This window comes from Streptomyces sp. Rer75 (genome assembly GCF_013414305.1).
Lineage (GTDB): Bacteria > Actinomycetota > Actinomycetes > Streptomycetales > Streptomycetaceae > Streptomyces > Streptomyces himastatinicus.
In genome coordinates this window covers 1,620,726-1,645,579 of sequence record NZ_CP058693.1, presented here as the reverse complement: position 1 = coordinate 1,645,579, position 24,854 = coordinate 1,620,726, and the positions used below count along the sequence as shown (strand labels likewise).

20 protein-coding genes and 3 pseudogenes are annotated in these 24,854 nt (G+C 71.5%); 15 read left to right on the top strand and 8 right to left on the bottom strand.

Going from position 1 to position 24,854, the window contains the following annotated elements; all coding sequences use genetic code 11:
* Positions 1-127 precede the first annotated feature (127 nt).
* From HYQ63_RS06300 to HYQ63_RS06275, 6 genes are all read left to right on the top strand, one after another.
* Positions 128-2,275 (top strand): pyridoxamine 5'-phosphate oxidase family protein, encoded by a 2,148-nt coding sequence (locus HYQ63_RS06300; protein ID WP_179932922.1) that lies wholly within the window; start codon positions 128-130, stop codon positions 2,273-2,275.
* Between the two features lie 121 nt (positions 2,276-2,396).
* Complete coding sequence (locus HYQ63_RS06295; protein ID WP_179932920.1) at positions 2,397-3,575, top strand: acyl-CoA dehydrogenase family protein; 1,179 nt, start codon at positions 2,397-2,399, stop codon at positions 3,573-3,575.
* Between the two features lie 554 nt (positions 3,576-4,129).
* Positions 4,130-4,945 (top strand): oxidoreductase, encoded by an 816-nt coding sequence (locus tag HYQ63_RS06290; protein ID WP_179932918.1) that lies wholly within the window; start codon positions 4,130-4,132, stop codon positions 4,943-4,945.
* Between the two features lie 477 nt (positions 4,946-5,422).
* Positions 5,423-6,484 (top strand): alkene reductase, encoded by a 1,062-nt coding sequence (locus tag HYQ63_RS06285; RefSeq protein WP_179932917.1) that lies wholly within the window; start codon positions 5,423-5,425, stop codon positions 6,482-6,484.
* A 63-nt stretch (positions 6,485-6,547) separates the two neighbouring features.
* A complete protein-coding gene (locus tag HYQ63_RS06280) occupies positions 6,548-7,465 on the top strand; it encodes an alpha/beta hydrolase (RefSeq protein WP_257231663.1) in 918 nt (305 codons plus the stop codon).
* A gap of 35 nt (positions 7,466-7,500) precedes the next feature.
* A complete protein-coding gene (locus tag HYQ63_RS06275) occupies positions 7,501-7,821 on the top strand; it encodes a hypothetical protein (RefSeq protein WP_179932914.1) in 321 nt (106 codons plus the stop codon).
* A 268-nt stretch (positions 7,822-8,089) separates the two neighbouring features.
* On the opposite strand, the gene HYQ63_RS06270 is transcribed toward HYQ63_RS06275, so the two are convergent.
* The gene (locus tag HYQ63_RS06270) at positions 8,090-8,557 is read right to left on the bottom strand and encodes a helix-turn-helix domain-containing protein (protein ID WP_179932913.1); all 468 of its coding nucleotides are present in this window, start codon (positions 8,555-8,557) and stop codon (positions 8,090-8,092) included.
* A gap of 104 nt (positions 8,558-8,661) precedes the next feature.
* Between HYQ63_RS06270 and HYQ63_RS06265 the strand changes: the two genes are divergently transcribed.
* The 3 genes and pseudogenes from HYQ63_RS06265 to HYQ63_RS45880 all read left to right on the top strand — a co-directional run.
* A complete protein-coding gene (locus HYQ63_RS06265; RefSeq protein WP_179932911.1) occupies positions 8,662-9,162 on the top strand; it encodes a PaaI family thioesterase in 501 nt (166 codons plus the stop codon).
* Between the two features lie 885 nt (positions 9,163-10,047).
* The gene (locus HYQ63_RS06260) at positions 10,048-10,638 is read left to right on the top strand and encodes a TetR/AcrR family transcriptional regulator (RefSeq protein ID WP_179932910.1); all 591 of its coding nucleotides are present in this window, start codon (positions 10,048-10,050) and stop codon (positions 10,636-10,638) included.
* Positions 10,638-10,943: pseudogene (locus HYQ63_RS45880) on the top strand (hypothetical protein); the annotation flags it as partial. The gene HYQ63_RS06260 and the pseudogene HYQ63_RS45880, both read left to right, overlap by 1 nt.
* Before the next feature lie 230 nt (positions 10,944-11,173).
* Here the strand turns inward: HYQ63_RS45880 and HYQ63_RS44400 are convergent.
* The 3 genes and pseudogenes from HYQ63_RS44400 to HYQ63_RS44390 form a co-directional block, all read right to left on the bottom strand.
* Positions 11,174-11,284, bottom strand: a pseudogene (locus HYQ63_RS44400) (transcriptional regulator); the annotation flags it as partial.
* A gap of 333 nt (positions 11,285-11,617) precedes the next feature.
* The gene (locus HYQ63_RS06255) at positions 11,618-11,887 is read right to left on the bottom strand and encodes a hypothetical protein (protein ID WP_179931893.1); all 270 of its coding nucleotides are present in this window, start codon (positions 11,885-11,887) and stop codon (positions 11,618-11,620) included.
* A 98-nt stretch (positions 11,888-11,985) separates the two neighbouring features.
* Positions 11,986-12,491, bottom strand: a pseudogene (locus HYQ63_RS44390) (ATP-binding cassette domain-containing protein); the annotation flags it as partial.
* Positions 12,492-13,170: 679 nt separating this feature from the next.
* Between HYQ63_RS44390 and HYQ63_RS06245 the strand changes: the two are divergent.
* The 5 genes from HYQ63_RS06245 (at position 13,171) to HYQ63_RS06225 (ending at position 19,213) form a co-directional block, all read left to right on the top strand.
* Positions 13,171-14,073 (top strand): oxygenase MpaB family protein, encoded by a 903-nt coding sequence (locus HYQ63_RS06245; RefSeq protein ID WP_179932909.1) that lies wholly within the window; start codon positions 13,171-13,173, stop codon positions 14,071-14,073.
* Between the two features lie 33 nt (positions 14,074-14,106).
* Positions 14,107-15,690: an NAD(P)/FAD-dependent oxidoreductase gene (locus tag HYQ63_RS06240; RefSeq protein WP_179932907.1), complete on the top strand. Its 1,584-nt coding sequence runs from the start codon at positions 14,107-14,109 to the stop codon at positions 15,688-15,690.
* A gap of 86 nt (positions 15,691-15,776) precedes the next feature.
* Positions 15,777-16,880 carry a nitronate monooxygenase family protein gene (locus tag HYQ63_RS06235; RefSeq protein WP_179932905.1) on the top strand — a complete coding sequence of 368 codons (1,104 nt, stop codon included), beginning with the start codon at positions 15,777-15,779 and terminating at the stop codon, positions 16,878-16,880.
* 15 nt (positions 16,881-16,895) lie between these two features.
* A complete protein-coding gene (locus HYQ63_RS06230) occupies positions 16,896-18,479 on the top strand; it encodes an acyl-CoA synthetase (protein ID WP_179932903.1) in 1,584 nt (527 codons plus the stop codon).
* 41 nt (positions 18,480-18,520) lie between these two features.
* On the top strand, positions 18,521-19,213 hold the full coding sequence (locus tag HYQ63_RS06225; protein ID WP_179932901.1) for an alpha/beta fold hydrolase: 693 nt from the start codon (positions 18,521-18,523) through the stop codon (positions 19,211-19,213).
* Positions 19,214-19,219: 6 nt separating this feature from the next.
* Here the strand turns inward: HYQ63_RS06225 and HYQ63_RS06220 are convergent, their stop codons facing one another.
* Positions 19,220-20,923 carry a hypothetical protein gene (locus HYQ63_RS06220; RefSeq protein WP_179932899.1) on the bottom strand — a complete coding sequence of 568 codons (1,704 nt, stop codon included), beginning with the start codon at positions 20,921-20,923 and terminating at the stop codon, positions 19,220-19,222.
* Between the two features lie 154 nt (positions 20,924-21,077).
* On the opposite strand from HYQ63_RS06220, the gene HYQ63_RS06215 reads away from it, so the two are divergent.
* Positions 21,078-21,683: a chorismate mutase gene (locus tag HYQ63_RS06215; RefSeq protein ID WP_257231661.1), complete on the top strand. Its 606-nt coding sequence runs from the start codon at positions 21,078-21,080 to the stop codon at positions 21,681-21,683.
* Here HYQ63_RS06215 and HYQ63_RS06210 read toward each other — a convergent pair.
* Genes HYQ63_RS06210 through HYQ63_RS44385 form a run of 3 tightly spaced genes read right to left on the bottom strand, consistent with a single transcriptional unit; the run spans position 21,680 to position 24,709 of the window.
* On the bottom strand, positions 21,680-23,185 hold the full coding sequence (locus tag HYQ63_RS06210; RefSeq protein WP_179932898.1) for a tripartite tricarboxylate transporter permease: 1,506 nt from the start codon (positions 23,183-23,185) through the stop codon (positions 21,680-21,682). The genes HYQ63_RS06215 and HYQ63_RS06210 overlap by 4 nt on opposite strands.
* A 1-nt stretch (position 23,186) precedes the next feature.
* Positions 23,187-23,642, bottom strand: coding sequence for a tripartite tricarboxylate transporter TctB family protein (locus HYQ63_RS06205; RefSeq protein ID WP_257231659.1), 456 nt, complete (start codon positions 23,640-23,642; stop codon positions 23,187-23,189).
* 53 nt (positions 23,643-23,695) lie between these two features.
* Positions 23,696-24,709, bottom strand: a complete 1,014-nt coding sequence (locus HYQ63_RS44385) for a tripartite tricarboxylate transporter substrate binding protein (protein WP_257231658.1) — start codon at positions 24,707-24,709, stop codon at positions 23,696-23,698.
* Positions 24,710-24,854 lie beyond the last annotated feature (145 nt).

The window sequence follows — 24,854 nt, the reverse complement described above, 5'->3', positions numbered from 1 at the left end:
CCACCGGGTGGGAGCTGTGCACCGCTGCAACAGCGTACGGATCCGGCGCGGTCATGGCACCCCTGGGACGCTGAGCCGATCGGCCTAATAAGCAGAAAAAGGTACATAGGCATCATATGGTGCGCGCATGGAGAACACTGCCGCACCGGCGACCGCTGCCGCGCGCCCGCGCCCGCATCCACCCCAGCCGCCGCGCCACCGGCGCCGCGCGCCGTGGCTCGCGGTGGTCGCCGTCGGCTATGCGGCGGTCCAGCTCGCCGTGGTCGTTCCGCACGTCGGGCACGCGTGGGGCTGGGACGAGTCCGTGTACGTCTCCCAGGTGGACCCGCGCACCCCGTCCGCGTACTTCAGCGCGCCGCGCTCCCGCGGCATCAGCATGCTGGTCTCCCCGGTGGTGGCCGCCACGTCCTCCATTACGGTGCTCCGGGTCCTCCTTGCGGTGCTTTCCGCGGGCGCGCTCTACGCCGCCTTCCGCGTCTGGAACAGGTTGCTGCCCCGCGGCCCCGTGGCGCTCGCCGCGCTGCTCTTCGCCGGGCTGTGGATCACCATGATCAGCGGACCCGCCGTGATGCCCAACCTCTGGGTCGCGCTCGGCGCGGTGGCCGCCGTCGGCTGGTTCCTGCGGTTGCCCACCGAGCGCCATGCCCGCTGGTGGCTCGCCGCCCTCGTCGCCGGTGTCACGCTCGTCCGCACCCCCGACGGCGGCTGGCTGGCCCTCCCGCTGCTGGCCGCCGCGCTCCGGGTACGGACCTGGCGGCCCGCCCTGCCCCCGCTGGTGGGTGGGCTCCTGCTCGGCTCCGCGCAGTGGATCGGCGAGGCCTACGAACGCTTCGGCGGCATCGGCGGGCGGCTGGACGTCTCCAGCGAGGTCGAGGGCGGCATGGGCCTCCACTTCGCCGTCGGCGCCGCGCTGCGCAGCCTCAACGGGCCGCAGCTGTGCCGCCCGTGCGAAGTGCCGCTGACCCACCCGGAGCTGACTTTATGGTGGCTCTCGCTGCCGGTGCTGACCCTCACCGCCGTCGGCCTCGCCCTGCGGGACCGTCACGAACGGCGGACCCGGGTGCGCGTCGGGCTCGGGCGGCCCCACGCACCCCAGGACCCCGGCGTGCCGGTCACCGTGCTGCCCATCGTCTGCGCGGCCTCCCTCTCCGTCCCCTACCTGCTGCTCATCGACTACTCGGCGCCGCGCTTCCTGATGCCCTCCTACGCGCTGCTCGCCCTGCCCATCGCCGCGCTGGGCTTCCGCGCCGTACGCGCCGCGCGTTCGCCCCGCCACATGGCCACCGCGCTCGGGATCGTCGTCCTGCTCCAGCTGGGCAGCCAGGTCGCCGTCCTCACGCACACTTCGGCGGTCTCCGAGAAGACCACCGGCCGCTACCGCACCGCCGCCGACGGGCTGACGCGGCTGGGGCTGCGGCCGCCGTGCCTGGTGGCGGGCGACCGGGCCCTGCCCGTCGCGTACCACGCGGGCTGCGCCTCCGCCCAGACCGCCGGGAACAACCGCTCCACCAGCGTGTCCGGGTTGCTGCGGCGGGCCGCACACGAGCCCACCGCGCTGCTCGTCCGGCGCGACGGCGGCGCCCGGCCGCCGTCGTACGCCCGCACCTGGGTCGGTTTCCCGCTGCCGGGCACCGTGTGGAGCGCGTATCTGCCGCCGCATCAGGCGCGCCAAGTGGCCTCGCGTGGTGCGGGGGAGTCCCTTCAGTCCCGGAAAACCGGACAGAAGGCGTCGGGTAATCCCGCGAACATGGGCGCCATGACGACGCATCCGATCACCAGTTGGGCCGGATTCCAGGCCGCCGAGCCCGGCTTCGCCACGGCCGCGCAGGAGCGCTTCGAGCGCTACCGCACCCATGTCCTGGCCACCCTGCGCCAGGACGGCTCCCCACGGCTGACACCGCTGGAGGTCAACTTCCGCTTCGGGGAACTGTGGCTCGGCATGATGCCCGACTCGCGCAAGGCCGTCGACCTGCGCCGCGACCGGCGCTTCTCGATCCAGGCCAACCCCGGTGCCGACACCGGCACCCCCGGTGGCGACGTCCGGGTCAGCGGCCGGGCCGTCGAGGTGACCGACCCGGACGCGCTCGCCCGCTTCGCCGCCGAGGTCCATCCGCCCGAGCCGTTCCACCTCTTCCGCGCCGAGGTGACCGAGGTCGTGCAGACCGAGGCCGGGGAATCGGGGCTGAGCCTGCGGACCTGGCGTCCGGGCCAGCCGGTACGCGTCGTACGGCCCGGCGCGGACGACCGCCCGCCCCCGGCGGACGAGACGAGCTGAGCGCCTGACGGTCCACGGCCCCACGGCCCTTCCGAATTTTTGGAACGCGTTCTACCGTGCCCCTCGATCCCAGGACGCTCCCAGACCGCCGTCGGGCGCACGCGAGACTCCAGGAGGGGCCGTGGACCTCGAATACACCCCTGAGCAGCGGCAGTTACGGGCCGAGCTGCGCACCTACTTCGCCGAGCTGGTCCCCGACGACGCCTACGCACGCTACGCCGACCCCGCCGGGCAGAAGCGGTTCTACCGCGAGACCATCCGCCGCCTCGGGGGCGACGGCTGGCTGGGCGTGGGCTGGCCCCGGGAGTACGGCGGGCGGGGGCTGGGCCCGGTCGAGCAGTTCATCTTCTTCGACGAGGCCGCCCAGGCGGGCGTCCCGCTGCCGCTCATGGCCCTCAACACCGTCGGCCCCACGCTCATGCGCTACGGCACCGACGAGCAGAAGCGGTACTTCCTGCCGCGCATCCTCTCCGGCGAGATCGACTTCGCGATCGGCTACAGCGAGCCCGACGCCGGAACCGACCTCGCCGCCCTCAAGACCCGTGCCGTACGGGACGGCGACGACTACGTGGTGAACGGCCAGAAGACCTGGACCACCAACGGCGACACCGCCGACTGGGTCTGGCTCGCCGTCCGCACCGACCCCGACGCCAAGCCCCACCAGGGCATCAGCATCCTGCTCGTACCGACCACCGACCCCGGCTACTCCTGCACCGTCATCACCACCCTCGCCTCCCACGACACCACCGCCAGCTACTACGAGGACATCCGCGTCCCGGCCACCCGCCGCGTCGGTGCCGAGAACGAGGGCTGGCGGATGATCACCACCCAGCTCAACTACGAACGCGTCACCCTCGCCGCCCACGGCACCATGGCCATCCGCGCCCTGCGCGGCGTACAGCAGTGGGCCGCCGACACCAAGCTCCCGGACGGCCGCCGGGTCATCGACCTGGCCTGGGTGCGCACCCGGCTGGCCCGCACCCACGCCCGGCTGGACGCCATGAAGGTGCTCAACTGGCAGATGGTGGACGCCCTCCAGCGCGACACCCTGACCCCGCACGACGCCTCCGCCGTCAAGGTCTACGGCTCCGAGGCACGCCGCGACGCCTACGCCTGGCTCATGGAGATCGTCGGCGCCGCGGGCCCCCTCAAGGAGGGCTCGGCGGGCGCGGTCCTGCACGGCGAGCTGGAACGCGGCTACCGCAGCAGCGTCGTCTTCACCTTCGGCGGCGGCAACAACGAGATCCAGCGGGAGATCATCTCCTGGATCGGCCTGGGTATGCCGCGGGTGCGCCGCTGACCACATGTGTGACGAGGCTTTTTAGTTGGCACAAAAGCGGGATAGTTGGCACTGGCGATGGCGCTCGGTCTGATCGGCGCCGAGTCTCTCTGTGTGCGCGTACCGACTCTGATCTGCTGCTTTCGGGGTGTCCTTGGCCAAGGTCGGCCTCGTTGAGTGCGCCGGCACGAGCTCTTCGTACCCGGGGGCGGCGATGCGGGGGTGTTCGGGCGCGGCCGGACGCACGTCGTCCGGCCAGGCGCGGCTGCGTGGGTCGCTGTCGTCAGGGCTGATCACTACGTTTGCCGCCCGATGTCCCTGGTCGTCACCGCGAGGCAGGTGAGCGCGACGGTCGGTCCGGCCGGCGCGAGGCGTCGGCGCGTCCGTGTCAGAGGACCGGCCGTCTCGGTCAACTGCTCGTCGTCCGCTCGTGGTCTTTCCCGTACCGCACCCCACCGTTTCCCGGATCTTTCTCGGATTGCCGGACGTGACCACTTGCCATCGACCGACGACCCTCTTATGGTCGTACGAACGTAAGACATACGATCGTAATTCAAAACCCAAGGGAGTTCGTGATGGCGGCAACTCGGCCGGTGGCGCTCGTGACAGGTGCCTCATCGGGGATCGGCAAGGAGGCGGCCCGTGCCTTCGTCGCGGCGGGTTTCGAGGTGATCGGAACCGGCCGCAAGACATCCGGACTCACCCCGCCCGCCGGTGTGACGTACCTCGATCTCGACGTGGCCAGTGACGACTCGGCCACCGCCGCGGTCGGAGAGGTGATCGACCGGTTCGGACGCATCGACGTCCTGGTCAACAACGCAGGCATCGGCTCGGCGGGCGCCGTCGAGGAGAACTCCGTCAGCCAGGCCCAGAGCGTCCTGAACATCAACGTCCTCGGTGTCGTCCGTATGACGAAGGCCGTCCTGCCGCACATGCGCGCCCAGGGCGGCGGACGCGTCATCAACATCTCGTCCGTCCTCGGGGTCGCCCCCCAGCCCTTCATGGCCCTCTATGTCGCGTCGAAGCACGCCATCGAGGGCTACTCCGAGTCGCTGGACCACGAGGTCCGCGAGCACGGCGTCCGGGTCCTCCTCGTCCAGCCCGCCTATACCAAGACCAGCTTCGACACCAACGCCGCGCAGCCCGACACCCCGCTGCCTCTGTACGCGGAGCGACGGCGCGTCTTCGACGAGGTGATGGCGGATGCGATGAAGGACGGCGATGACCCCGCCGTCGTCGCCAAAGTGATCGTCACTGCGGCCACGGACAAGAAGCCGAAGCTGCGCTACACCGCCGGCCCGCTGGCCTCACGCGTCACCACAGCGCGCCGCCTCGTCCCCGCCGGAGCGTTCGACAAGCAGATCCGCAAGAACAACCGCATGCCCACGTGACATCCCGGTCCGGCTTCAAGGGCGCCGATTCCGCCTTAATGTCCTTATATGCCTGATATCTCTAATCTCCCGAAAGTTCATTGATCAGTCACTCGTTGATTTGCCGAGGAGAGTCATACAGCAGCAACGCCAGCAAACGGCCCGGCGCAGTGCATCGAGCGCAAGGCGCTTTCTGAAGGAGAACGTCGGAATCGCGCTGGCGGTCACCGCGACGGCGGCCGTCCTGGTGTCGGCGCCGTCCGCGTCCACGGGGACGGGACACTCGTATCGCGGATCCGTTGTCACCGACGTACGGACCGCGGCGAAGTTCGACTTCGCCGCCGGCAAGATCCCCGAGAACATCACCGTCAACCCCGACGGCGTAATGACTTCCACAGCGGAAGGTCACCGGGCCCATCCGGCCGGTCATCGCGTACGCGCTATTCGCGGCAGCCCGCCACCCCGTAGCTCTCTCACACCTTATTTGAGGAATCATCCATGTTGAACGCCCTGTGGAACCCGATCGTCGCCGGGGAGATGTCCCTGCCGCACCGGCTTGCGATGGCCCCCATGACGCGGGACCGGTCCACCCCGGAAGGCATACCCACCGAGCTGAACGCCGAGTACTACGCCCAGCGCGCCTCGCACGCCCTCATCATCACCGAGGGCACCCAGCCCAACGCCGACGGCCAGGGCTACCTGCTCACCCCCGGCATCTACTCCGAGGAGCACATCGCCGGGTGGCGCAAGGTCACGGACGCCGTGCACGGCGTCGGTGGACGCATCGTCATCCAGCTCATGCACGCCGGACGGATGTCCCACCCCGACAACACCCCCCACCACCGGCAGCCGGTCGCCCCCTCCCCGGTTCAGCCGGCGGGCACCATGTTCACCCCGTCCGGCCCTCAGGAGATGCCGGTACCGCGTGAGCTGGCCACCGAGGAGGTCGCCGCGACGGTCGAGGACTTCCGGCGCGCCGCGGCGGCCGCCATCGCGGCCGGCGCCGACGGCGTCGAGATCCACGGCGCCAACGGCTACCTCGTGCACCAGTTCCTCGCCACCAACACCAACCAGCGCACCGACCGCTACGGGGGCTCCCTCGACAATCGCATCCGCTTCGCGGTGGAGGTCGCCACCGCCGTGGCCGAGGAGATCGGGGCCGGCCGCACCGGCTTGCGGATCTCTCCCGGCAACCCGTTCAACGACATCGCGGAGAGCGACACCCACGAGCTGTACCCGGCACTCGTGCGCGCCCTCGCCCCGCTCGACCTCGCCTACCTGCACATCGGCCACGGCGGCGACGACGAACTCCTGCGCACCCTCCGCAAGCTGTGGCCGAACACCTTGGTTCTCAACCGGGCCGGCACCGACATCGCCACCCGCGCGAAGGACATCGAAGGCGGCCTGGCCGACATCGTCACCGTCGGTGTGATGGCACTCGCCAACCCCGACCTGGTCGAGCGCGTACGCACCGGCGCGCCGCTGAACACCCCCGACCCCGCCACCTTCTACGGCGGCGGCGAGGCCGGCTACACCGACTACCCCACCTACACCGCCTGACAATCCCCGGCGATACCGGTCCTGGCGGGCCGGTGTCCCCCAATGGCCCCATGGAGGTGCCACGTGTCTGATCACGCTGCTGTTGAACTGAGCCCGGAAGCGATCGAATTCGCGGACTTTATGGCCGGACTGGTGATTCCCGAGTCCGAGGTGGATGCGATACGCACCCGGTCGGAGAGCGTCCATCTCACGGCCCGCGAGCCGGAAGGCGTCACCTATCGGGAAGTGGACGCGGGTGGCGTTCCGGGAATCTGGTGCGAACCGCTCGACGCCAACACCGACTACGTCCTCCTGCACGGTCACGCCGGGGGCTCCGTTCTGTCGTCGGCATTCGTCGACCGAAAGCTCGCCGGTCATATCGCCAAGGCCGCAGGAGCCCCTGTACTGGTCCTGGACTTCCGGCGAGCACCGGAACACAAGTACCCGGCTCAGGTGGACGACGCGGAGATGGCCTTCAACTGGCTGCTGTCCGAAGGGTATGAGCCGGGAAACATCATCACGATCGGCCACTCCATCGGCGGGTTCATCGCTGTCGCCCTGGCGCTTCGCCTCCGCGACAAGAAGCAGCCGCTGCCCGGCGCCATCGTGTCGATTTCCCCCTGGTGCGACCTCGAGATCGCCAACGAGACCATGGCGACCAAGGCCGAGACGGACAAGATACTCAGCAAGGAGCTGCTGGAGTTCTTCCGGGAGTCCTGGGTCGGCGGCACGGGCATCGAGTTCACGGACACCAGGATCAATCTGAACCGGGCGGACCTGAGCGGTCTGCCCCCGACCCTCGTCTCCTGGGGAACGTACGAGGTCCTGGCCGGCGAGGACGAGGAGTTCGCCGCCCGCGTCAAGGACGCCGGAATCGACACGGCGACGGTTGTCGTCCCGGGAGGCCAGCACTCGTACGTCTACGGTGCCGGCCGGGTTCCGGAGGCCGACGCCGCCATCGCACAGATCGGCGCGTGGGTCCGGGAGAAGACGAAGATCTGACCGAGCGGTACGGGCGCGGCAATTGCAAGATCCGCGTGCCTGCAGGATCGGGACGGTGGACGGACGCCGACATGGCCTGCGGCGGCGCGCGGGTCCGCGACGCACGCGACCTCGTCCCGATCCCGCAGGCGACGGTCGGGACGGCCGACCACGACGGCGGCTCCAGCTACGCGCGCGCACCGCCGCGCGCGACCAAGCGCGCCGGCACCGCCCCTACGATCGACACCGAAACGGACACCTGCGAGCAGGCGATTGCCACCGCACAGGCCGCCTACGGCAGGCAGCTGACCGCAGTCGAGCTGTCGCCCAACCAAAGACTGTACGCGGGTGTCGGTGGCGACCGACGCGTCAGGTGACGGGCCCTCCCGCAACCACGTCGCGCTCGTCACTGCGTTCAAGAAGGCACGGGCCTGACGCTCCCCGTAGAACTGCTCATCGGTGCGGCCAGTGTGCCGGCGACGTCGGGGACGGCGAAGGCGCTGAACCCTGCGACCGGAGCGCCCATCGACTTCGGTTCGGCGGCGCGCCTGAGCCGATCGTGCGCTGAGGGGCAACGGTGGCGGAGCAGACGGCACTCAGCTGATGTCTCACCGCTGTCAGGCCCGCGACCGCGAGGTCGGTGGCTCACGACCGGAGGCGGGCGCCTGTTCCCAGCCGGGCAGTGACTTCACGGGGAGTGAGGGCGGAGTGCTCCGCGGAGCACTCGACGACGACGCGGACCGGGGCGTCGCACTCGGTGTGGCGGACATCCAGTACAGGACCCTCGGAGCCGAGGGCGTATGCCTCGCCCCACTGGCTCAGCGCCATCAGAACGGGCCATAGGTCCCAGCCCTTGCGGGTCAGGCGGTATTCGTTGCGGGAGCGGCTGCCGGGCTCCCGGTAGGGGACGGTCTTCAGGATGCCGGACGAGGTCAGCTTGCGGAGGCGGTCGCTGAGGACGGCCTCCGACAGGCCGATGTGGCGGTGGAAGTCGTCGAAGCGGCGGACGCCGTTGACGGCGTCACGCAGGATCAGCAGCGTCCATTTCTCCCCGATCACGTCGAGCGTGCGCTGGACGGGGCAGTTCTCCGTGCTCGCCTCAAGCCACTCCATCCCGCCATCGTAAGGGACCTGTCTTCGCTATTGACAGTCAGGTGAACAAAAGCTAGCTTCACTCGAAAAAGTCAGCTGACAGTCAGAGGGAAGGGCGCTGGGCCGTGGGGCGAACGCGTACGTATCAGTGGGACGATCCCTCGATCTTGGCGGAGGCCGCCGGGCGCAAGGCCGGCATCGACTTCCTGCGCGAGGTGCAGGCGGGGCGGCTGCCGAGGCCGCCGATCAACTACACCGTCGACTTCGCCCTGGACGAGGTGGAGCCCGGCAGGGCGGTCTTCTCGCTGACACCGGGCGAGGAGCACTACAACCCGATCGGCAGCGTCCACGGCGGCATCTTCGCCACCCTGCTCGACTCGGCGGCGGGCTGCGCCGTCCAGTCCACCCTCCCGCAGGGCATGGCGTACACCTCGCTCGACCTGACGGTGAAGTTCCTGCGACGGATCACCGTGGACACGGGCCCGGTGCGCGCCATCGGCACGGTCGTCAGCAAGGGCCGCCAAACTGCCCTGGCCCAGGCGCAGTTGGCCGACGCGAAGGACCGTCTCCTCGCCCACGCCACCAGCAGCTGCATGCTCTTCCCGGTGCCCGCCCCTCAGGTGTGACTCCGCACCAGGGTCCTCGGTCCGTGGGGGGCAGTCGGGACAACAGGGAGTGCATCGACATTCCACTCGGCGGCGGCCCGCTGCCCCTTGGTGACTCGTCGATTGTGAGGCTGGTGTGTGTCGCAGCCATGCCTGGGCGCCCGGGGGAGACGTTTCCCTCGGGCACTGGGTGCTCTGCTCGGGCGGCGTAGGTGGGGTAGTCGGTGTAGCCGGCCGCGCCGCCGCCGTAGAAAGTGTTGGGGTCGGGGGCGTTGAGGGGGGGGTGTTGGCGCGTACGCGTTCGACGAGGTCGGGGTTGGCGAGGGCCATGGTGCCGACGGTGATGACGTCCGCGAGGCCGTCTTCGATGTCCTTGGCGCGGGTGGCGAGGTCGGCGCCGGGCCGGTTGAGGAGCAGCGTGGCCCGGCCAGAGCTTGCGGAGGGTGTGCAGGAATTCGTGGTCGCCGCCGTGGCCGATGTGCAGGTAGGCGAGGTTGAGGGGTGCGAGGGCGCGCAGGAGGTGCGGGTAGAGCTCGTGGGGGGTCGCTCTCCGGGAGGTCGTTGATTTTCAAGGGGTTGCCGGGGGCGATCCGGAGGCCGGTGCGGCCGGCGCCGATCTCGTCGGGGCGATGTGCGCCGGCGCGCCTGGGGGTGGTCGGCGCGGCTCGTGGTGACGGCCGGCACCATGAGCCGCGCCGACGAGGGCGAGTTCAGGCGCTGGGTCCGTGCCTGCCCTCACTGATGAAAGCCCGACGCTCGCCCGTCGTCCTTGCTGTAGAGGGCAAGTGGCGAGGAGGCGGCCGACCGTCGCCGCTGCCGACTCTTTGGATTACGTTCGCAATACCATAGACTGGCGAAGTCGGTGAAGGGCAACTGTTCCTTCCGGCCGGCGAAGGAGTGTGTGCTGTGGTGCGGTACGGAAAAGAGCACAAGCTGAGGACGAGGCGGCGGATCATCGAGATGGCGGGCCGCCGGTTCAAGCAAGACGGTATCGACGGCTCCGGGGTCTCGACGCTCATGAAGGACGCGGGGCTGACAAATGGGGCCTTCTATGCTCACTTCGAATCCAAAGATGACCTCGTTACCACGGCAATCGCCGACCAGTTGAAGGCGCAGGCCGAGAGCGTCGTCGCTCGGGCTGCGCCTGGCCGTGCCGGACTCGAGCAGATCGTCCGCGGGTACCTGTCGCCCCAGCACCGCGACAGCCTTGGCGACGGCTGCCCCAACGCCGCTCTGCTCGACGAGATCGGGCGCTGCACCGACACAACCAGGCAGGCGTACACCGACGGCGTGCTGGTCCTCATCGACGGCATTGCCGCCCGCATGGCGCCCGAGGCCCCGTCCTCCGCACGTGTGAAGGCGCTCAGCCTCCTCGGCCTGATGGCCGGGACACTGCAGCTTTCCCGCGCCTTGACCGAGAGTCAACTCGCCAATGAGCTCCTCGATCAGGGGATAAACAACGCCCTCGCCCTGCTGGACGCCGGGCAGCGCGTCTGATGCACCACATCAGCCCCATGCTGTGGCTCTTGGGGAACAGTCCGACGCCGGCAGGTTCTCTCCAGCTGGGACTCGGCCGACGCCACCGGGAATCGTCTCCTGCGCCGCCAAAGCTGCTGGGAGACCCGCATGCGGTTCTTCGCCGGACCCAAGCTCTTGATCGTCGACGAGCTCGGCTGCTTCCCGCTGCCGAGGACGGCACTTCCGTCCTTTGCCGAGTGATCGACCAGCGGGTATCTGAATTCTCCACGATCCTGCCCCGGCGTCGGGATCGCCGACTGGGTCGGCGCCTTCGGGATGCCGCCGTCGCCGCAGCGATGCTCGACCGGCTCCTGCACCGGGCCGCAGCCGTCGGCATCGACGGCCCTCCTACCGGCTCCGCAATCACCAGAACCAGGCCGAGACCCTCCGGAGCCGAGGGGACGCCCGTGTCGGATCCCCGAACCGGACGATTCAATCTGGGCGGGTCGGCGACACCGGATCGGGTGCGGTATTGCTGCCAGGCTGAGCGAGGCGGCGCTTGGCCGATGAGGCAGCGGAGTCCGTTGCCGGCCTCGCGCAGGATCAGCAGCGTCCACATCTCCCCGTTCACGTCGAGCGTGCGCTGGACCGGACAGCTGTCCGTGCTCACCTCAAGCCACTTCATCCCGCCATAGAAGGCCCCTGACTTCATCAGTGCCGCAGCGCGGTGCCAACGACGACTCCAGCGGCAATGGCTCGTACAGATCCGTCGTGCGCGTCTCCATCCCACGGCCAGAGCTACACCATGCGTCAGGTCGGGACTGTGGTGACCGGGACTGCCAGGTGTATTTCGATGCCCAGCTGCGCTGACACCCTTCGTGACCTGCGCTGTACCAAAGTGCCAACTATCTCTCTGATTCCGTGCCTCCAACCGCTGAAGCTACTTGGCATCAGTGCAGGTCACGAACGTTGGCTAGTGCCAACTAGCGATCCTGGTCACACCACACCCCGGGCGGGCTCACGTCGTCCGCGGGTACAGCAGGCAGTCCTCGGGGCGGATCACCAGGCTGATCTCGGGGCCCGTGTGGCGTACGGCGCTCTCGGCGTGTACGCGCAGGTCGCCGATGGCGAGTTGCGTTTTGGCGTCGGTGGGTGACTCCTCGTCGATGCGCCCGTCCAGGAGGTTGCAGCGGCCGATGAAGCCCGCGACCTCCGGGGTGGCCGGGGTTTCGTAGATCTCGACGGGGGTGCCGACCTGCTGGAGGCGCGCTGGAGGTCCTTGAGCCACATGCGGGCCTGGTCGCGCATCTTGGCGTCGAGGTTGGACAGCGGCTCGTCCAGGAGCAGGACGCCGGGTGCGTAGACGATGCCGCGGGCCAGCGCGACGCGCTGCTGCTGGCCGCCGGAGAGCTGGTGGGGGTAGCGGTCCCCAGCGGCAGGGCGAGGTTGTCGGCGATGGTCATGTGCGGCCACAGCGCGTAGGACTGGAAGACCAGGCCCAGGTTGCGGCCCTCGGGTGGCACGGCGGTGCGCGGCAGCCCGTCGAAGAAGATCTCGTCGCCGACGCGGATGGTGCCGGAGTCGGGGTGTTCCAGGCCCGCCACGCACGACAGGGGCGTGGACTTGCCGCAGCCGGAGGGCCCGAGCAGGGTGGAGAACTCCCCGTCCGCGACGGTGAAGTCGATGCCCTCCAGGACGGTGGTGCCGTGGAAGGACTTCGTGAGGGGCGCGTACTCGCGGATTATCTGGGTCCAGATGAGCAGGAACGAGGCGAGCATCGCGGGCACCAGGAGCCGGATCAGGATCCGCGACACCGTGCGCCACCAGTCGGCGCCCGCGACCCGGGCGGCCTGGTCCAGTTCGGCGCCCAGCGGCATCGTCGCCGGGGAGATCGCCCCGTACGCCGACGGCAGGGCCCGTACGCCGAAGGCGATGATCAGGGCCAGAATCGCCCCAGAGCGGGCCGCCGTTGTTCACCAGGAGGTCGGCCGGGCAGGTGCTGCCGGCGGCCTCGCTGTAGTAGCGCTCGTAGACCGCGGAGCCGCCGAGGTTGGTGGCGCGGATGTCGGAGAGCCAGGGGTAGCGCCGGGCGAACGCCTCGAAGATCGGCTGCCAGTTGGTCTGCGAGGTGTTCGAGTAGATGAGCAGCTTCTGCTCGTGCCGCGACCGGTCGACGATCCGGTCGTACGCGGCCGGGTAGTACGCGGGGACCGGCTGGGCGGCGGCGTCCGCCTCGTCTGCGGTGCAGCCGGAGAGCGTGCCGCCGGTGGCGGCGAGGACGCCCGCGGCGGTGGCGCCGCGCAGCACCCGGCGGCGCGTCGGCCGGGCGTGCGCGGGCGGGGCGTCGATGCGGTCTGTGCTCATGATCCCTGCTGTCGTTCCGGGCGGGTGGAGCCTGCGGGTGAGCGTCGGGCGCCCCATGTTGTCTCAAGTCGCGTATTGATACAACTGCCGGGAGCGAAGGGATTTTCATGGCCTTGGGCAGATCTGACAGCGAAGCAGAAATTGTATTGAGCTCGAACTTAGTGCAAGCCCATGCGCCTCTAGGCTGGCCGCAGGAGGTGGTGGGCCATGACGGCGGCCGTGCGACAGGGCATACCGGACCCCGACCCGGGGCTGTACGGTCCGCGGTCGGTCACCTGGCAGATGCACGGCGACCCGATGATGTGGATCGCCGGGGTCCGCGCGCTCTATCTCCAGGCCCTGCACCCGCTCGCGGTGCGCGGCGTCATCCAGAATTCCGACTTCCGCCAGGACGCCTGGGGCAGGCTGCTGCGCACCGCCCGGTTCGTCGCGACCATCACCTACGGCACCACCGAGGCCGCGGAGCGGGCCGGTGCCCGGGTGCGGGGCATCCACCGGCGGCTCTCCGTGACCGACCCCGGCACCGGCGCCCGGCACGCCGTGGACGAGCCCGCCCTGCTGCTGTGGGTGCACTGCGCCGAGGTCGCCTCGTACCTCCATGTCGTACGCCGCTCCGGGTATCCCCTCACCGACGGCCAGGCGGACGCCTATGTGGCCGAGAACCGGGAGTCCGCCCGCCTGGTCGGGCTCGACCCCGCCGCCGTGCCGGGCGATACGGCGGAACTGCGCGCGTACTTCGCGGCGGTGCGCCCCGAACTCGCCGCCACCCCCGAGGCCCGCGAGGTCGACGCCTTTCTGCGCAGGCCCCCGGTGCACGCCGCGCTCGTCCCGGCGCGCGACATGATCTGGGGGCGCTTCGCCGCGTTGGCCTACGCCTCCCTGCCGCGTTACGCCCACGCGCTGTACGGACGCCCCGCGCCCGCGCCCGCCACCGTCACCCGCCGCCTGCGGGCGACGGGCCGGGTGCTGCGCCGCATCCCGTCCACGGTGCGCTGGCAGTTGCCGCCGAAGCACATCCTGCGGGCGGTGGAGAGGCTCGGCCCGGGCACGCGCCCCTCGCCCCGTACGCTCCTCCGCGACGCGGCCGTACCGGACCGGGCCGGGTGGTAGCCGCGGGGATCACCCCGTGCTAATCCAGAGGACATGCCTCACAGCGATGCCAGCGATGCCAGCGATGCCCGTGATGCCTACGACGTCGTCATCGTCGGCGGCGGCCACAACGCCCTGGTCGCCGCCGCCTATCTGGGCCGGGCGGGGCGCAGCGTGCGGGTGCTGGAGCGGCTCGGCCACACCGGCGGCGCGGCCGTGTCCACGCGGCCCTTTGCCGGGGTGGACGCCCGGCTCTCGCGCTATTCGTACCTGGTCAGCCTGTTGCCCCGGCGCATCGTCGACGACCTGGGCCTGCGGTTCGCGGTCCGCAAGCGGTCCGTCTCCTCGTACACCCCCACCGTCCGGGGCGGGCGGCCGACCGGGCTGCTGGTGGAGACCGGCGGCGGGGCCCGGACCCGGGAGGCGTTCGCGCGGCTGACCGGCGGGGAGCGGGAGTACGCGGCCTGGGAGCGGTTCTACGGGATGACGGGGCGGGTCGCCGAGCGGGTGTTCCCGACGCTGACCGAGCCGCTGCCGGACCGGGACGCGCTGCGCGCCCGGATCGGGGACGACGCGGCGTGGGAGGCGCTGTTCGAACGGCCGCTGGGGGAGGCGGTCGAGGCGGCGTTCGAGGACGACCTGGTGCGGGGCGTGGTGCTCACCGACGCCCTGATCGGCACCTTCGCCGACGCCCATGACCCCTCGCTGCGGCAGAACCGCTGCTTCCTGTACCACGTGATCGGCGGCGGCACCGGCGACTGGGACGTACCCGTCGGCGGCATGGGCGCGTTCACCGACGCGCTCGCGCACGCGGCCAGTCTGGCGGGGGCGCGGATCGCGACCGGCTGCGAGGTGACGGGGATCGCCACCGACGGGACGTCGGCCGAGGTGCGTTACGCCGACCGCGACGGCGAACACGTCGTGGGCGCCCGCCATGTGCTGGTCGGGGCCGCCCCGCGCGAGCTGGCGCGACTGCTCGGCGAGGAGCCGCCCGCCCCGCCCGCCGAGGGCGCGCAACTGAAGGTGAACATGCTGCTGCGGCGGCTGCCCGCGCTGCGGGACCCCGAGGCGGACCCGCGCGAGGCGTTCGCCGGGACGTTCCACATCGCCGAGGGCTACGGCGACTTGGCGGAGGCGTACCGCCAGGCGGCCGCGGGGGAGCTGCCGCGGCGGCCGCCGTCGGAGATCTACTGCCACTCGCTGACCGACCCGTCGATCCTCGGCCCGGACCTGGCCGCGCGGGGCTACCAGACCCTGACCCTGTTCGGGCTGCACACCCCCGCCCGGCTGTTCACGGACGACCCGGAGGGGACCCGCGAGGCCCTGCTGCGGGACACCCTCGCCCAGCTCGACGCCCATCTCGCCGAGCCGATCGCCGACTGCCTCGCGTACGACGCCGACGGCAGGCCGTGCATCGAGGCGAAGAGCCCGCTGGACCTGGACCGCGAACTGCGGCTGCCGGGCGGGAACATCTTCCACCGCGAGCTGGCCTTCCCGTACGCCCAGGAGGGCACCGGCCGCTGGGGCGTGGAGACGCGCCACGCCAATGTGCTGCTGTGCGGCGCGGGCGCGGTGCGCGGCGGCGGGGTCAGCGGCATCCCCGGCCACAACGCGGCGATGGCGGTGCTGGGGAAGTAACCCCGGCACCCCGGCAACCGAGCCAATCTGACGTTCCGTCAGAAAAACTCTTCCCCTCCCCGCCCCCCTGCGGCATCCTGCCCCGCATGAAGACGGAGCTGAGCACAAGGCTGGGTGTCGAGCACGCCATCTTCGGCTTCACGCCGTTCCCCGCCGTGGCCGCGGCGATCACCCGGGCGGGAGGGTTCGGCGTGCTCGGCGCGGTCCGCTACGCCGCGGGCGAGGACCTCGCCCGCGACCTGGACTGGATGCAGGAGCACACCGACGGCAAACCGTACGGCCTCGACGTCGTGATGCCCGCGAAGAAGGTCGAGGGGGTGAGCGAGGCCGACATCGAGGCGATGATCCCGCAGGAGCACCGCGCGTTCGTCCAGGAGACCCTGGCCAAGCACGGGGTGCCCGAACTGGCCGAGGGCGAGGCGTCCGGCTGGCGGATCACCGGCTGGCTGGAGCAGGTCGCCCGCAGCCAGCTCGACGTAGCGTTCGACTACCCCGTCAAGCTGCTGGCCAACGCGCTCGGCTCGCCGCCCGCCGATGTCGTCGCCCGCGCCCACGACCGCGGCATCCTCGTCGCCGCGCTGGCGGGCAGCGCCCGCCACGCCCGGCACCACCAGGACGCGGGCCTCGACATCGTCGTCGCCCAGGGCTACGAGGCGGGCGGCCACACCGGTGAGATCGCCTCCATGGTGCTCACCCCCGAGGTCGTCGAGGCCGTCGACCCGCTGCCCGTGCTCGCCGCGGGCGGCATCGGCAGCGGCGAACAGATCGCCGCCGGGCTCGCGCTCGGCGCCCAGGGCGTGTGGCTCGGCTCGATCTGGCTCACCACCGAGGAGGCCGAACTGCATTCGGCCGCGCTCACCGACAAGCTCCTCGCCGCCGGATCCGGCGACACCGTGCGCTCCCGCGCCCTCACCGGCAAGCCCGCCCGCCAGCTGCGCACCGCCTGGACGGACGCCTGGGACGACCCGCAGGGCCCGGGGACGCTGCCGATGCCGCTCCAGGGGCTGCTGGTCGCCGAGGCCGTCTCGCGCATCCAGAAGTACGAGGTGGAACCGCTGCTCGGCACGCCGGTCGGGCAGATCGTCGGCCGGATGACCTCCACCCGCAGTGTGCAGGCCGTCTTCGACGACCTGACCCGGGGCTTCGAACGTGCCATCGACCGCGTCAACCGCATCGCCGGACGGGACTGAGGAGGGCGACGACCGATGACCGCCACGACCAGCGACCCCACCCCCACCATCCCCGTCGGCTTCTGGGCCCAGGCCGCGAGCGAACCCGACCGCGTCGTCCTCGTCGCCCCCGACGGCGAGGAGTGGACCGCCGCCCGGCTGCACGCCGCCTGCAACCAGCTCGTCGGCGGGCTGCGCGCCGCCGGGCTCCGGCGCGGCGACGCCTTCGCCGCCGTCCTCCCCAACGGGGTCGAGTTCTTCACCGCCGCGCTCGCCGCCACCCAGGCCGGGCTCTACCTCGTGCCCGTCAACCACCACCTGGTCGGCCCCGAGATCGCCTGGATCGTCTCCGACTCGGGCGCCAAGGTGCTGATCGCCCACGAACGCTTCGGCACCCAGGCCGCCCTGGCCGCCGACGAGGCCGGGCTGCCCGCCACCCACCGCTACGCGGTCGGCGCCGTCGAGGGCTTTCGCCCGTACGCCGAACTCCTCCAGGGACAGCCGACGGACCCGCCCGCCGACCGCGAACTGGGCTGGGTCATGAACTACACCTCCGGTACGACGGGACGCCCGCGCGGCATCCGGCGCCCGCTGACCGGAAAGCTCCCCGAGGAGAGCCATCTCGGCGGCTTCCTGCGCTTCTTCGGCATCCGGCCCCGCGCCGAGGAGCCCGACCACATCCACCTGGTGTGCTCACCGCTCTACCACACCGCCGTCCTCCAGTTCGCGTCCTCGTCCCTGCACATCGGCCACCCCCTGGTGCTGATGGACAAGTGGACGCCCCAGGAGATGCTGCGGCTCATCGACGTCTACCGCTGCACCCACACCCACATGGTGCCCACGCAGTTCCACCGGCTGCTCGCCCTCCCCGAGGAGTTACGGGAGTCCTACGACGTCTCCTCGATGCGCCACGCCATCCACGGCGCCGCGCCCTGCCCGGACCACGTCAAACGCGCCATGATCGACTGGTGGGGCGGCTGCGTCGAGGAGTACTACGCGGCGAGCGAGGGCGGCGGCGCCTTCGCCACCGCCCAGGACTGGCTGAAGAAGCCGGGAACGGTCGGCAAGCCCTGGCCCATCAGCGAAATCGCCATCTTCGACGACGACGGACGGCAGCTGCCGCCCGGTGAACTCGGCACCGTCTACATGAAGATGAGCACCGGCGGCTTCAGCTACCACAAGGACGAGGGCAAGACCCGCAAGAACCGCATCGGGGACTGGTTCACCGTCGGCGACCTCGGCCTCCTCGACGAGGACGGCTATCTCTACCTCCGCGACCGCAAGATCGACATGATCATCTCGGGCGGGGTCAACATCTACCCGGCCGAGATCGAGTCCGCGCTGCTCACCCACCCCGCCGTCGCCGACGCCGCCGCCTTCGGCATCCCGCACGACGACTGGGGCGAGGAGGTCAAGGCGGTCGTGGAACCCGCCCCGGGCCACACCCCAGGACCGGAGCTGGCGACCGCGATCCTCGGCCACTGCGCAGAGCGGCTCGCGGGCTACAAGCGCCCCAAGTCCGTCGACTTCATCGCGGACATGCCCCGCGACCCCAACGGCAAGCTCTACAAGCGGCGGCTCCGGGAGCCCTACTGGGACGGTCATGAGCGACCCCTGTGACAGGGGTGGTCCCCAGCCGTATCGGCCGTATCCTCTGCCGCATGCACACACTTGACAGTGTCGAGGTGGACGGGGTCGAGCTGACGTACCGGGTGTGGGGCGCCGCGGGCGACCCGCCCGTCCTGCTGCTGCACGGCCTCGGCGAGGACGGCGTCGACTGGCTCGCCATAGCGCCGCGGCTCGCCCCGGGCCGCCGGGTGTACGCGCTCGACCTGCGCGGCCACGGATCCAGCGACTGGCCGGGGGAGTACGCCCTGGAACTGCTGCGGGACGAGGTCGCCGGGTTCCTCGCGGCGGTCGGGCTGGAGCGCGTCACCCTCATCGGGCACTCCTACGGCGGCGTGGTCGCCTACCTCGTCGCCCAGCGCTTCCCGCACCTGACGGAGCGGCTGGTGATCGAGGACGCCCCGCTGCTGCTGCCCCAGGACCCACCGCTGGAGGTGCCGCCGCGCCCGGCCGGGCGGATGGCCTTCGACTGGGCGGTGAAGACGCAGTTCACCGAGCAGCGCAACGCCCCGGACCCGGGCTGGACCGAGGGGCTCTCGGCCATCACCGCGCCCACCCTGGTGATAGGCGGCGGCCCGGCCAGCCACATCCCGCAGGAGCTGCTGGCCGACCTGGCGGCGCGCATACCCGACTGCCGCCTGGTCACCATCGACGCGGGCCACTGCGTCCACCAGAACCGCCCCGAGGAGTTCCTCGAAGCCCTGGGGGCGTTCCTGGAGGAGACCTAGGGCGACCTACGGGCTCGGCGGCGGGCTCCAGTGGCCGAAGTCCGGGCGGCCCCAGGGGAGTCCGGCGCGCTCACAGCCGCGCCGCAGCTCCTGGGCGTCGGGTACGTGCCCGCTCTCCTTGCGGATCACCTGACCCGACGGCGACCACACGTACAGCGCGCGCTCCCCGTTGTCGTACGCCTCCACGGCGATGCCGCCGATCGTCGCGCGGTCGTGCCGCCACTGCGTACCGCCCTTGCCGCCGCGCCCCGCCAGCCGAAGGCCGTCCGGGCCGAGGACGACACCGGGGCGGCGCAGATCGTGGAACCAGCCCGCCAGCGCTCCGATCGCCATGCCCGCGGGCAGCCCCCAGACCAGCCAGGACATTCCGCCGCCCACGAGGTGACGCAGCTTGAAGCCGAGGACCCCGGCCACCACCGCCCCGGCGGCCACCCCGCCGAGGTAGTACCAGAGGCGGGTGGCGGCGGGCAGCGGAACGACCACCGGCTCGCCCCCGGAGGGGGACGGCGGCGGGGGCGGGGCCTGCGGCGCGGGACGGGCCGGGGCCGGGTGCGCCGCGCCCGCCGCCAGGGAGGCGTACGCGGTCGAGGCGTACGCGTCGTACTCCGGGGCGGGCGGCTGGCCGGGGGCACGGTGGCTGCCGCCGTCCGGCGCGTTCTCGTCCTCGATGACGCGGTAGCCGCGTGAGTGCAGCACCGCCAGCAGCTCGACGGGCGGGATCCGCCCGGCGTGGGCGGTGCCGAGCAGCGACAGGTCGTACCCGTAGAACTGGAGCACCACCGAGGTCCGCGTGGTGCCGGTGGGCGTCTCCTCGGTGAACCGCTGCGGGACGATTGCGGCGATCCGGTCGGCGGGCAGCTCGGTGGTGCCGAACCACGGGTCGTACGCCGTGATCCCGCGCGGGCCGACGCTCCACCGCACCCCGGGGTTCCGCAGGACGCGCCAGTACGAGCCCGCCGTCCAGACGAGCACCAGCACGGCGAGCGCGTTGATGACCGCCACCCGCCCCGGGACCGCCCCGTCCGACGGCACGGCGGCCACGCCGAGCGCGACCAGCCCCATCAGCAGCGGCACCAGACGGCCGGTGAACTGCCGCCGCCGCTCCGCACGTTCGGGGCGCGCCCACTCCACCGTGTCCGCCGCCGGGGAGGGCAGCGGGCCCTCGGCCGCGGCGGCGAGCAGCGCCGCCTCGCGCCGGGCGAACCCCGCCTCCCAGTGCGCCGCCAGCCCCGGCGCCGCGCCCTTCCCGTCCGCCAGCCGCAGCGGCAGGCCGATCCGGCGGAAGGCGAGATGGAACGGGAACGGCGACATCCGCAGGCCCGTGGCGCCCGTGGCGCTCAGGGAGCCGATGGCGGACGCCCCGTAGTCCAGCGGCATCCGCACCGCCAGATCCGGCACGGTGAGGACGAGCGGCTGCGCGGACGTGGACAGATGCGTCGCCACATTGCGCGTGCCGCGCAGCCGGTGCAGCCCCAGCTCCGTCACCCGCCACCGGGCGCGCGGCCACAGCCGCGCGAGGGCCGCGCCCAGGGCGTAGGCGCCGAGCGCCACCGCGAAGGGCACCAGCACCCGCAACAGCGGGTCGTCGGCGAGGGCGTAGGCGACCCCGGCGGCGGCCGGCGCGGTGAGCGGCGGCAGCCACCCGGGCGCGAAGACCCGGCGCCGCGGGGCGCTCTCCAGCAGCGAGGGTGGATGCGGTGACTGCGGCATGTGGCGGCGCTCCCCGTTGCGCGATGCGGTCGATGATCCGTGAACGAGCCCACATCGTGCCAGAGCCCTCCGGGCCGTACGCTCCCGGTGGGCGATTGACCGCGCCGCCCGCACTGCCCGCGCCGCCGCGCGCCGCCGAGAGAGGGGTCCCGCCGTGCGACCGACCGATTCCCTGCACCCCGTCCTGATCGCCGCCACGGCCGCCGCCGTGCTGGCCGCGGGAGCCGGGGGAGCCGTGGCGGCGCCCGCGGCGCCGTCCGCACCGACGGCCCACGGTCAACTGCGGCCGCTGGCCGGGCTGTCCGCCGACCGGCTGCTGGTCGCGGACCAGGTCGCCGCCGCCAAGTGGGGCACCGACAGCCCGATCGACGACCCGGCCCGGGAGCAGCAGGTGCTGGACGCGGTCGCGGAGCAGGCCCGGGAGGCGGGCGGCGACCCCGCGGCGACGGTACGGATCTTCCGCGACCAGATCGAGGCGAGCAAGGTCGTCCAGCGCGGCCTGTACCGGCGGTGGCAGGCCGACCCGTCGTCGGCGCCCACCGAGCGCCCCGACCTCGGAAAGGTCCGGGTGGAGATCAACCGCATCAACGGCGAACTGGTCCGGTCGATCGCGGATGCCGCCGACGCCCGCACCGCCCCCTCGTGCCCGGGCCGACTGCTGGCCGGAGCCCTGGCCACGGGCCACGAGAAGCGGCTGGACGGGCTGCACGCGGTGGCGCTGACCCGCGCGCTGCCGTCGGTGTGCGAGACGGCACCTTAAGCCGACTGTACGGACGACCGACGGCGCAGCAGTCGTACGGCCATCGGGCCCGCCAGGGACGCCAGCGCCAGGCACAGGATGCCCGCGGACACCGGGCGGGTGAGGAAGACCGTCCAGTCGCCCTCGCTGAAGGCCAGCGCACGGCGGAACTGGGTCTCGGTCATGGGGCCGAGGACCGCGCCGAGGATCAACGGGGCCACCGGATAGCCGGTGCGGCGCATCAGGAAGCCGAGGACGCCGAAGGCCACCGCGATGGCGAGGTCGACGGCGTTCTGGGACAGCGCGTACACGCCGAGCGTGGCGAAGACGATGATGCCCGCGGTCAGCAGCGGCCGGGGCAGCTTCAGCAGCTTCACCCACAGCGGGATCATGGGGAGGTTGAGCACGAGCAGCATCACATTGCCGATGTAGAGGCTCGCGATCAGCGTCCACACCAGCGCGGACTGGGTCTGGAACAGCTGCGGCCCGGGCTGCACGTCGTACATCTGAAAGGCGATCAGCAGCACGCTCGCCGTCGCCGACGTGGGGATGCCGAGCGTGAGCAGCGGCATCAGCACGCCGGAGAAGGCGGCGTTGTTGGCGGCCTCGGGACCGGCCACGCCCTCGATGGCGCCCTTGCCGAACTGCTTCTTGTGCCGGGAGAGCCTGCGTTCGAGGTTGTAGCTGAGGAACGTGGGGATCTCCGCCCCGCCCGCCGGGAGGGCGCCGATCGGCAGGCCGATGGCCGTGCCGCGCAGCCACGGCTTCCAGGAGCGCCCCCAGTCCTCGCGGCTCATCCCGATCCGGCCGCCCACCGGAAGCATCTGCTCCTCGGGGGCCCGCCGCATGCGGGCCGCGGTGTACAGCCCTTCGCCGATCGCGAAGAGCCCGACGGCGACGGCCACCACCTGGACGCCGTCGTACAGCTCCGGCACGCCGAAGGCGTAGCGGACCTGGCCGGTGAGGCTGTCGATGCCGACGAGCCCGATCGCCAGCCCCAGGAAGAGGCTGCACAGCCCGCGGGCCGGGGCGTCGGCGACGACCGCGGTGACGGTGGCGAACGCGAGGATCATCACGGCGAAGTACTCGGCGGGCTGGATGCTCTCGGCGACCCGGGACATGGCCGGGCCGATGAAGGTGATAGCGACGGTGGAGATCGTCCCGGCCACGAAGGAGCCGATGGCGGCGGTGGCCAGCGCGGCGCCCGCCCGGCCGGAGCGGGCCATGGGATGGCCTTCGAGCGTGGTCGGCACCGAGGCCGTCTCGCCGGGGACGTTGAGCAGGATGGCCGTGGTCGAGCCGCCGTACATCCCTCCGTAGTAGATCCCGGCGAACAGCACCAGCGCGCCGACGGGGTCGAAGACGTAGGTGAGCGGGAGCAGCAGCGCGACGGTGGTGGCGGGGCCGAGCCCGGGCAGCACGCCGACGAGGGAGCCGAGGGTGCAGCCCGCGAAGGCCAGCAGCAGGTGCATCGGGCTGAACGCGCTCGCGAAGCCGTCCGTGAGGTGGGTGAGCACATCCATGTCAGAACGCCAATCGGATGATGCCGGGCGGCAGATGGATGCCCAGCAGACGGTCGAAGAGGATGTACACGGCCAGCGCCAGCACGAGCCCGATCAGCGCGTCCCGCAGCGGCTTGCGGCTGCCCAGGACGCGGGCGACCAGGGTGAACAGCACGGCCGTGGACTGCCAGTAGCCGCAGGGGGCGAGCGCGAAGAGATAGCCGACCAGCAGCGCGAGCAGGGCCGCGACCGGACCCCAGTCGGTGAGCCGGGCCTCCTCGCGCGCCTGTTCCGTCTGCTCCCGGTCGGCGCCGCGGAATGCCCGCACGGTGGAGAACGTGGCCGATACGCACAGCCCCACCCCGACGAGCAGCGGAAACGCCCGCGGGCCCACATCCTGGTCGGTGGCCCGCTCGGGGATGGCGAACGCCCAGCCCAGCACCACCACCCCGGCGGCGAGGAAGAGTAGCGCGGCCACGCGCGGGCCCCAGGTCCAAGGTGCTTCGTCCCGCGTGCTTGCGTCTCGCGTGCTCATGAGGTCAGCCCCACGTCGTTCAGCACCTGAGCGACCTGCTTCTGCTGCCGGTCGATCAGCGTGCCGAATTTCGTGTCCGGCAGCCACACCGCCTTCCAATCGTGTCGCTTCAGGGTCCGCTTCCAGCACGAGGTGCGGCGCATCCGGTCGACCATCGCCACGATCGCCCGCCGTTCACCGTCGCTCAGGCCGGGCGGGGCCATCACACCGCCGGTGCTCACCACGCTCGCCCCGCCGTATCCGAGGTCCCTCAGGGTCGGGGCGTCCAGCCCCTCGGGACGTTCGTCGCCGCTGATCGCGAGGACCCTGAGCTTGCCCGCCTCGATCTGCGGACGGATCTCGGTCAGTGTCGACATGCCGACCTTGGACGCCCCGCTCAGCAGCAGGTTGAGCACTTCGCCGCCACCGCCGGTCGGCACGTAGGTGATCTTGCTGACGGGGATTCCCCTCGCCTTGGCGAGGGAGGCGACGGTGATGTGGTCGGGGCCGCCCAGCGAACCGCCCACCCAGGACATGCCCTTGGGGTTCCGCCTCATGGCCGCCATCACCGACGTCAGATCGCGGAACGGGGAGCGGGCGGGCACCACGATCACGCTGGGGCTCACGGTCAGCCCGGCGATCGGGGTGAGGGACGAGAGCCCGACCGGGGAGTCGTTCTGCACCGCGCCCCCGGCCATGGTGACCGTGTCCATGGTCATCAGCTGGTACGGGTCGCCGCTGCGGCCGACCATCCGGGCGAGCCCGATGGCTCCGCCCGCGCCCGGCTTGTTGGTGACCGTGACGTCCTCGTCGATGACCCCGCAGCCGGTGAGCGCGGCGCTCATGCCGCGGGCCCGGGCGTCCCAGCCGCCGCCGACGCTGCCGGGGGCCAGGATGGACAGGCCGCGGGAGGGGTAGCCGGCGGCCGCGGTGGAGTCGTCGGCGGAACCGATGGTGCACGCGCTGCTCACCGTGGCCAGCAAGGTGACGGTCAGCACGACGCGTGGACCGTTCCGGAGGAGAGGGGGCATGGAAACGCTCCGTCGCGGAGAGGTGCGGAAATCGGGGACGGGATCGGGGGCTGAGGGGGCGGCCGGGAAGATGACCGGAGCCTGCGCCCCTCGCGATCCGGCCACAAGACGATTGACAGCAAGGCGTCAATCCCGGACCGTCGAC

What these genes read in the sequence shown, in the direction of transcription:
- HYQ63_RS06300 (WP_179932922.1), top strand. Translation starts at nt 128, where the DNA reads ATGGAGAACACTGCCGCACCGGCGACCGCTGCCGCGCGCCCGCGCCCG.
- HYQ63_RS06290 (WP_179932918.1), top strand. Translation starts at nt 4,130, where the DNA reads ATGGCGGCAACTCGGCCGGTGGCGCTCGTGACAGGTGCCTCATCGGGG.
- HYQ63_RS06285 (WP_179932917.1), top strand. Translation starts at nt 5,423, where the DNA reads ATGTTGAACGCCCTGTGGAACCCGATCGTCGCCGGGGAGATGTCCCTG.
- HYQ63_RS06270 (WP_179932913.1), bottom strand. Translation starts at nt 8,557, where the DNA reads ATGGAGTGGCTTGAGGCGAGCACGGAGAACTGCCCCGTCCAGCGCACG.
- HYQ63_RS06245 (WP_179932909.1), top strand. Translation starts at nt 13,171, where the DNA reads ATGACGGCGGCCGTGCGACAGGGCATACCGGACCCCGACCCGGGGCTG.
- HYQ63_RS06240 (WP_179932907.1), top strand. Translation starts at nt 14,107, where the DNA reads ATGCCTCACAGCGATGCCAGCGATGCCAGCGATGCCCGTGATGCCTAC.
- HYQ63_RS06235 (WP_179932905.1), top strand. Translation starts at nt 15,777, where the DNA reads ATGAAGACGGAGCTGAGCACAAGGCTGGGTGTCGAGCACGCCATCTTC.
- HYQ63_RS06230 (WP_179932903.1), top strand. Translation starts at nt 16,896, where the DNA reads ATGACCGCCACGACCAGCGACCCCACCCCCACCATCCCCGTCGGCTTC.
- HYQ63_RS06225 (WP_179932901.1), top strand. Translation starts at nt 18,521, where the DNA reads ATGCACACACTTGACAGTGTCGAGGTGGACGGGGTCGAGCTGACGTAC.
- HYQ63_RS06220 (WP_179932899.1), bottom strand. Translation starts at nt 20,923, where the DNA reads ATGCCGCAGTCACCGCATCCACCCTCGCTGCTGGAGAGCGCCCCGCGG.
- HYQ63_RS06210 (WP_179932898.1), bottom strand. Translation starts at nt 23,185, where the DNA reads ATGGATGTGCTCACCCACCTCACGGACGGCTTCGCGAGCGCGTTCAGC.
- HYQ63_RS44385 (WP_257231658.1), bottom strand. Translation starts at nt 24,709, where the DNA reads ATGCCCCCTCTCCTCCGGAACGGTCCACGCGTCGTGCTGACCGTCACC.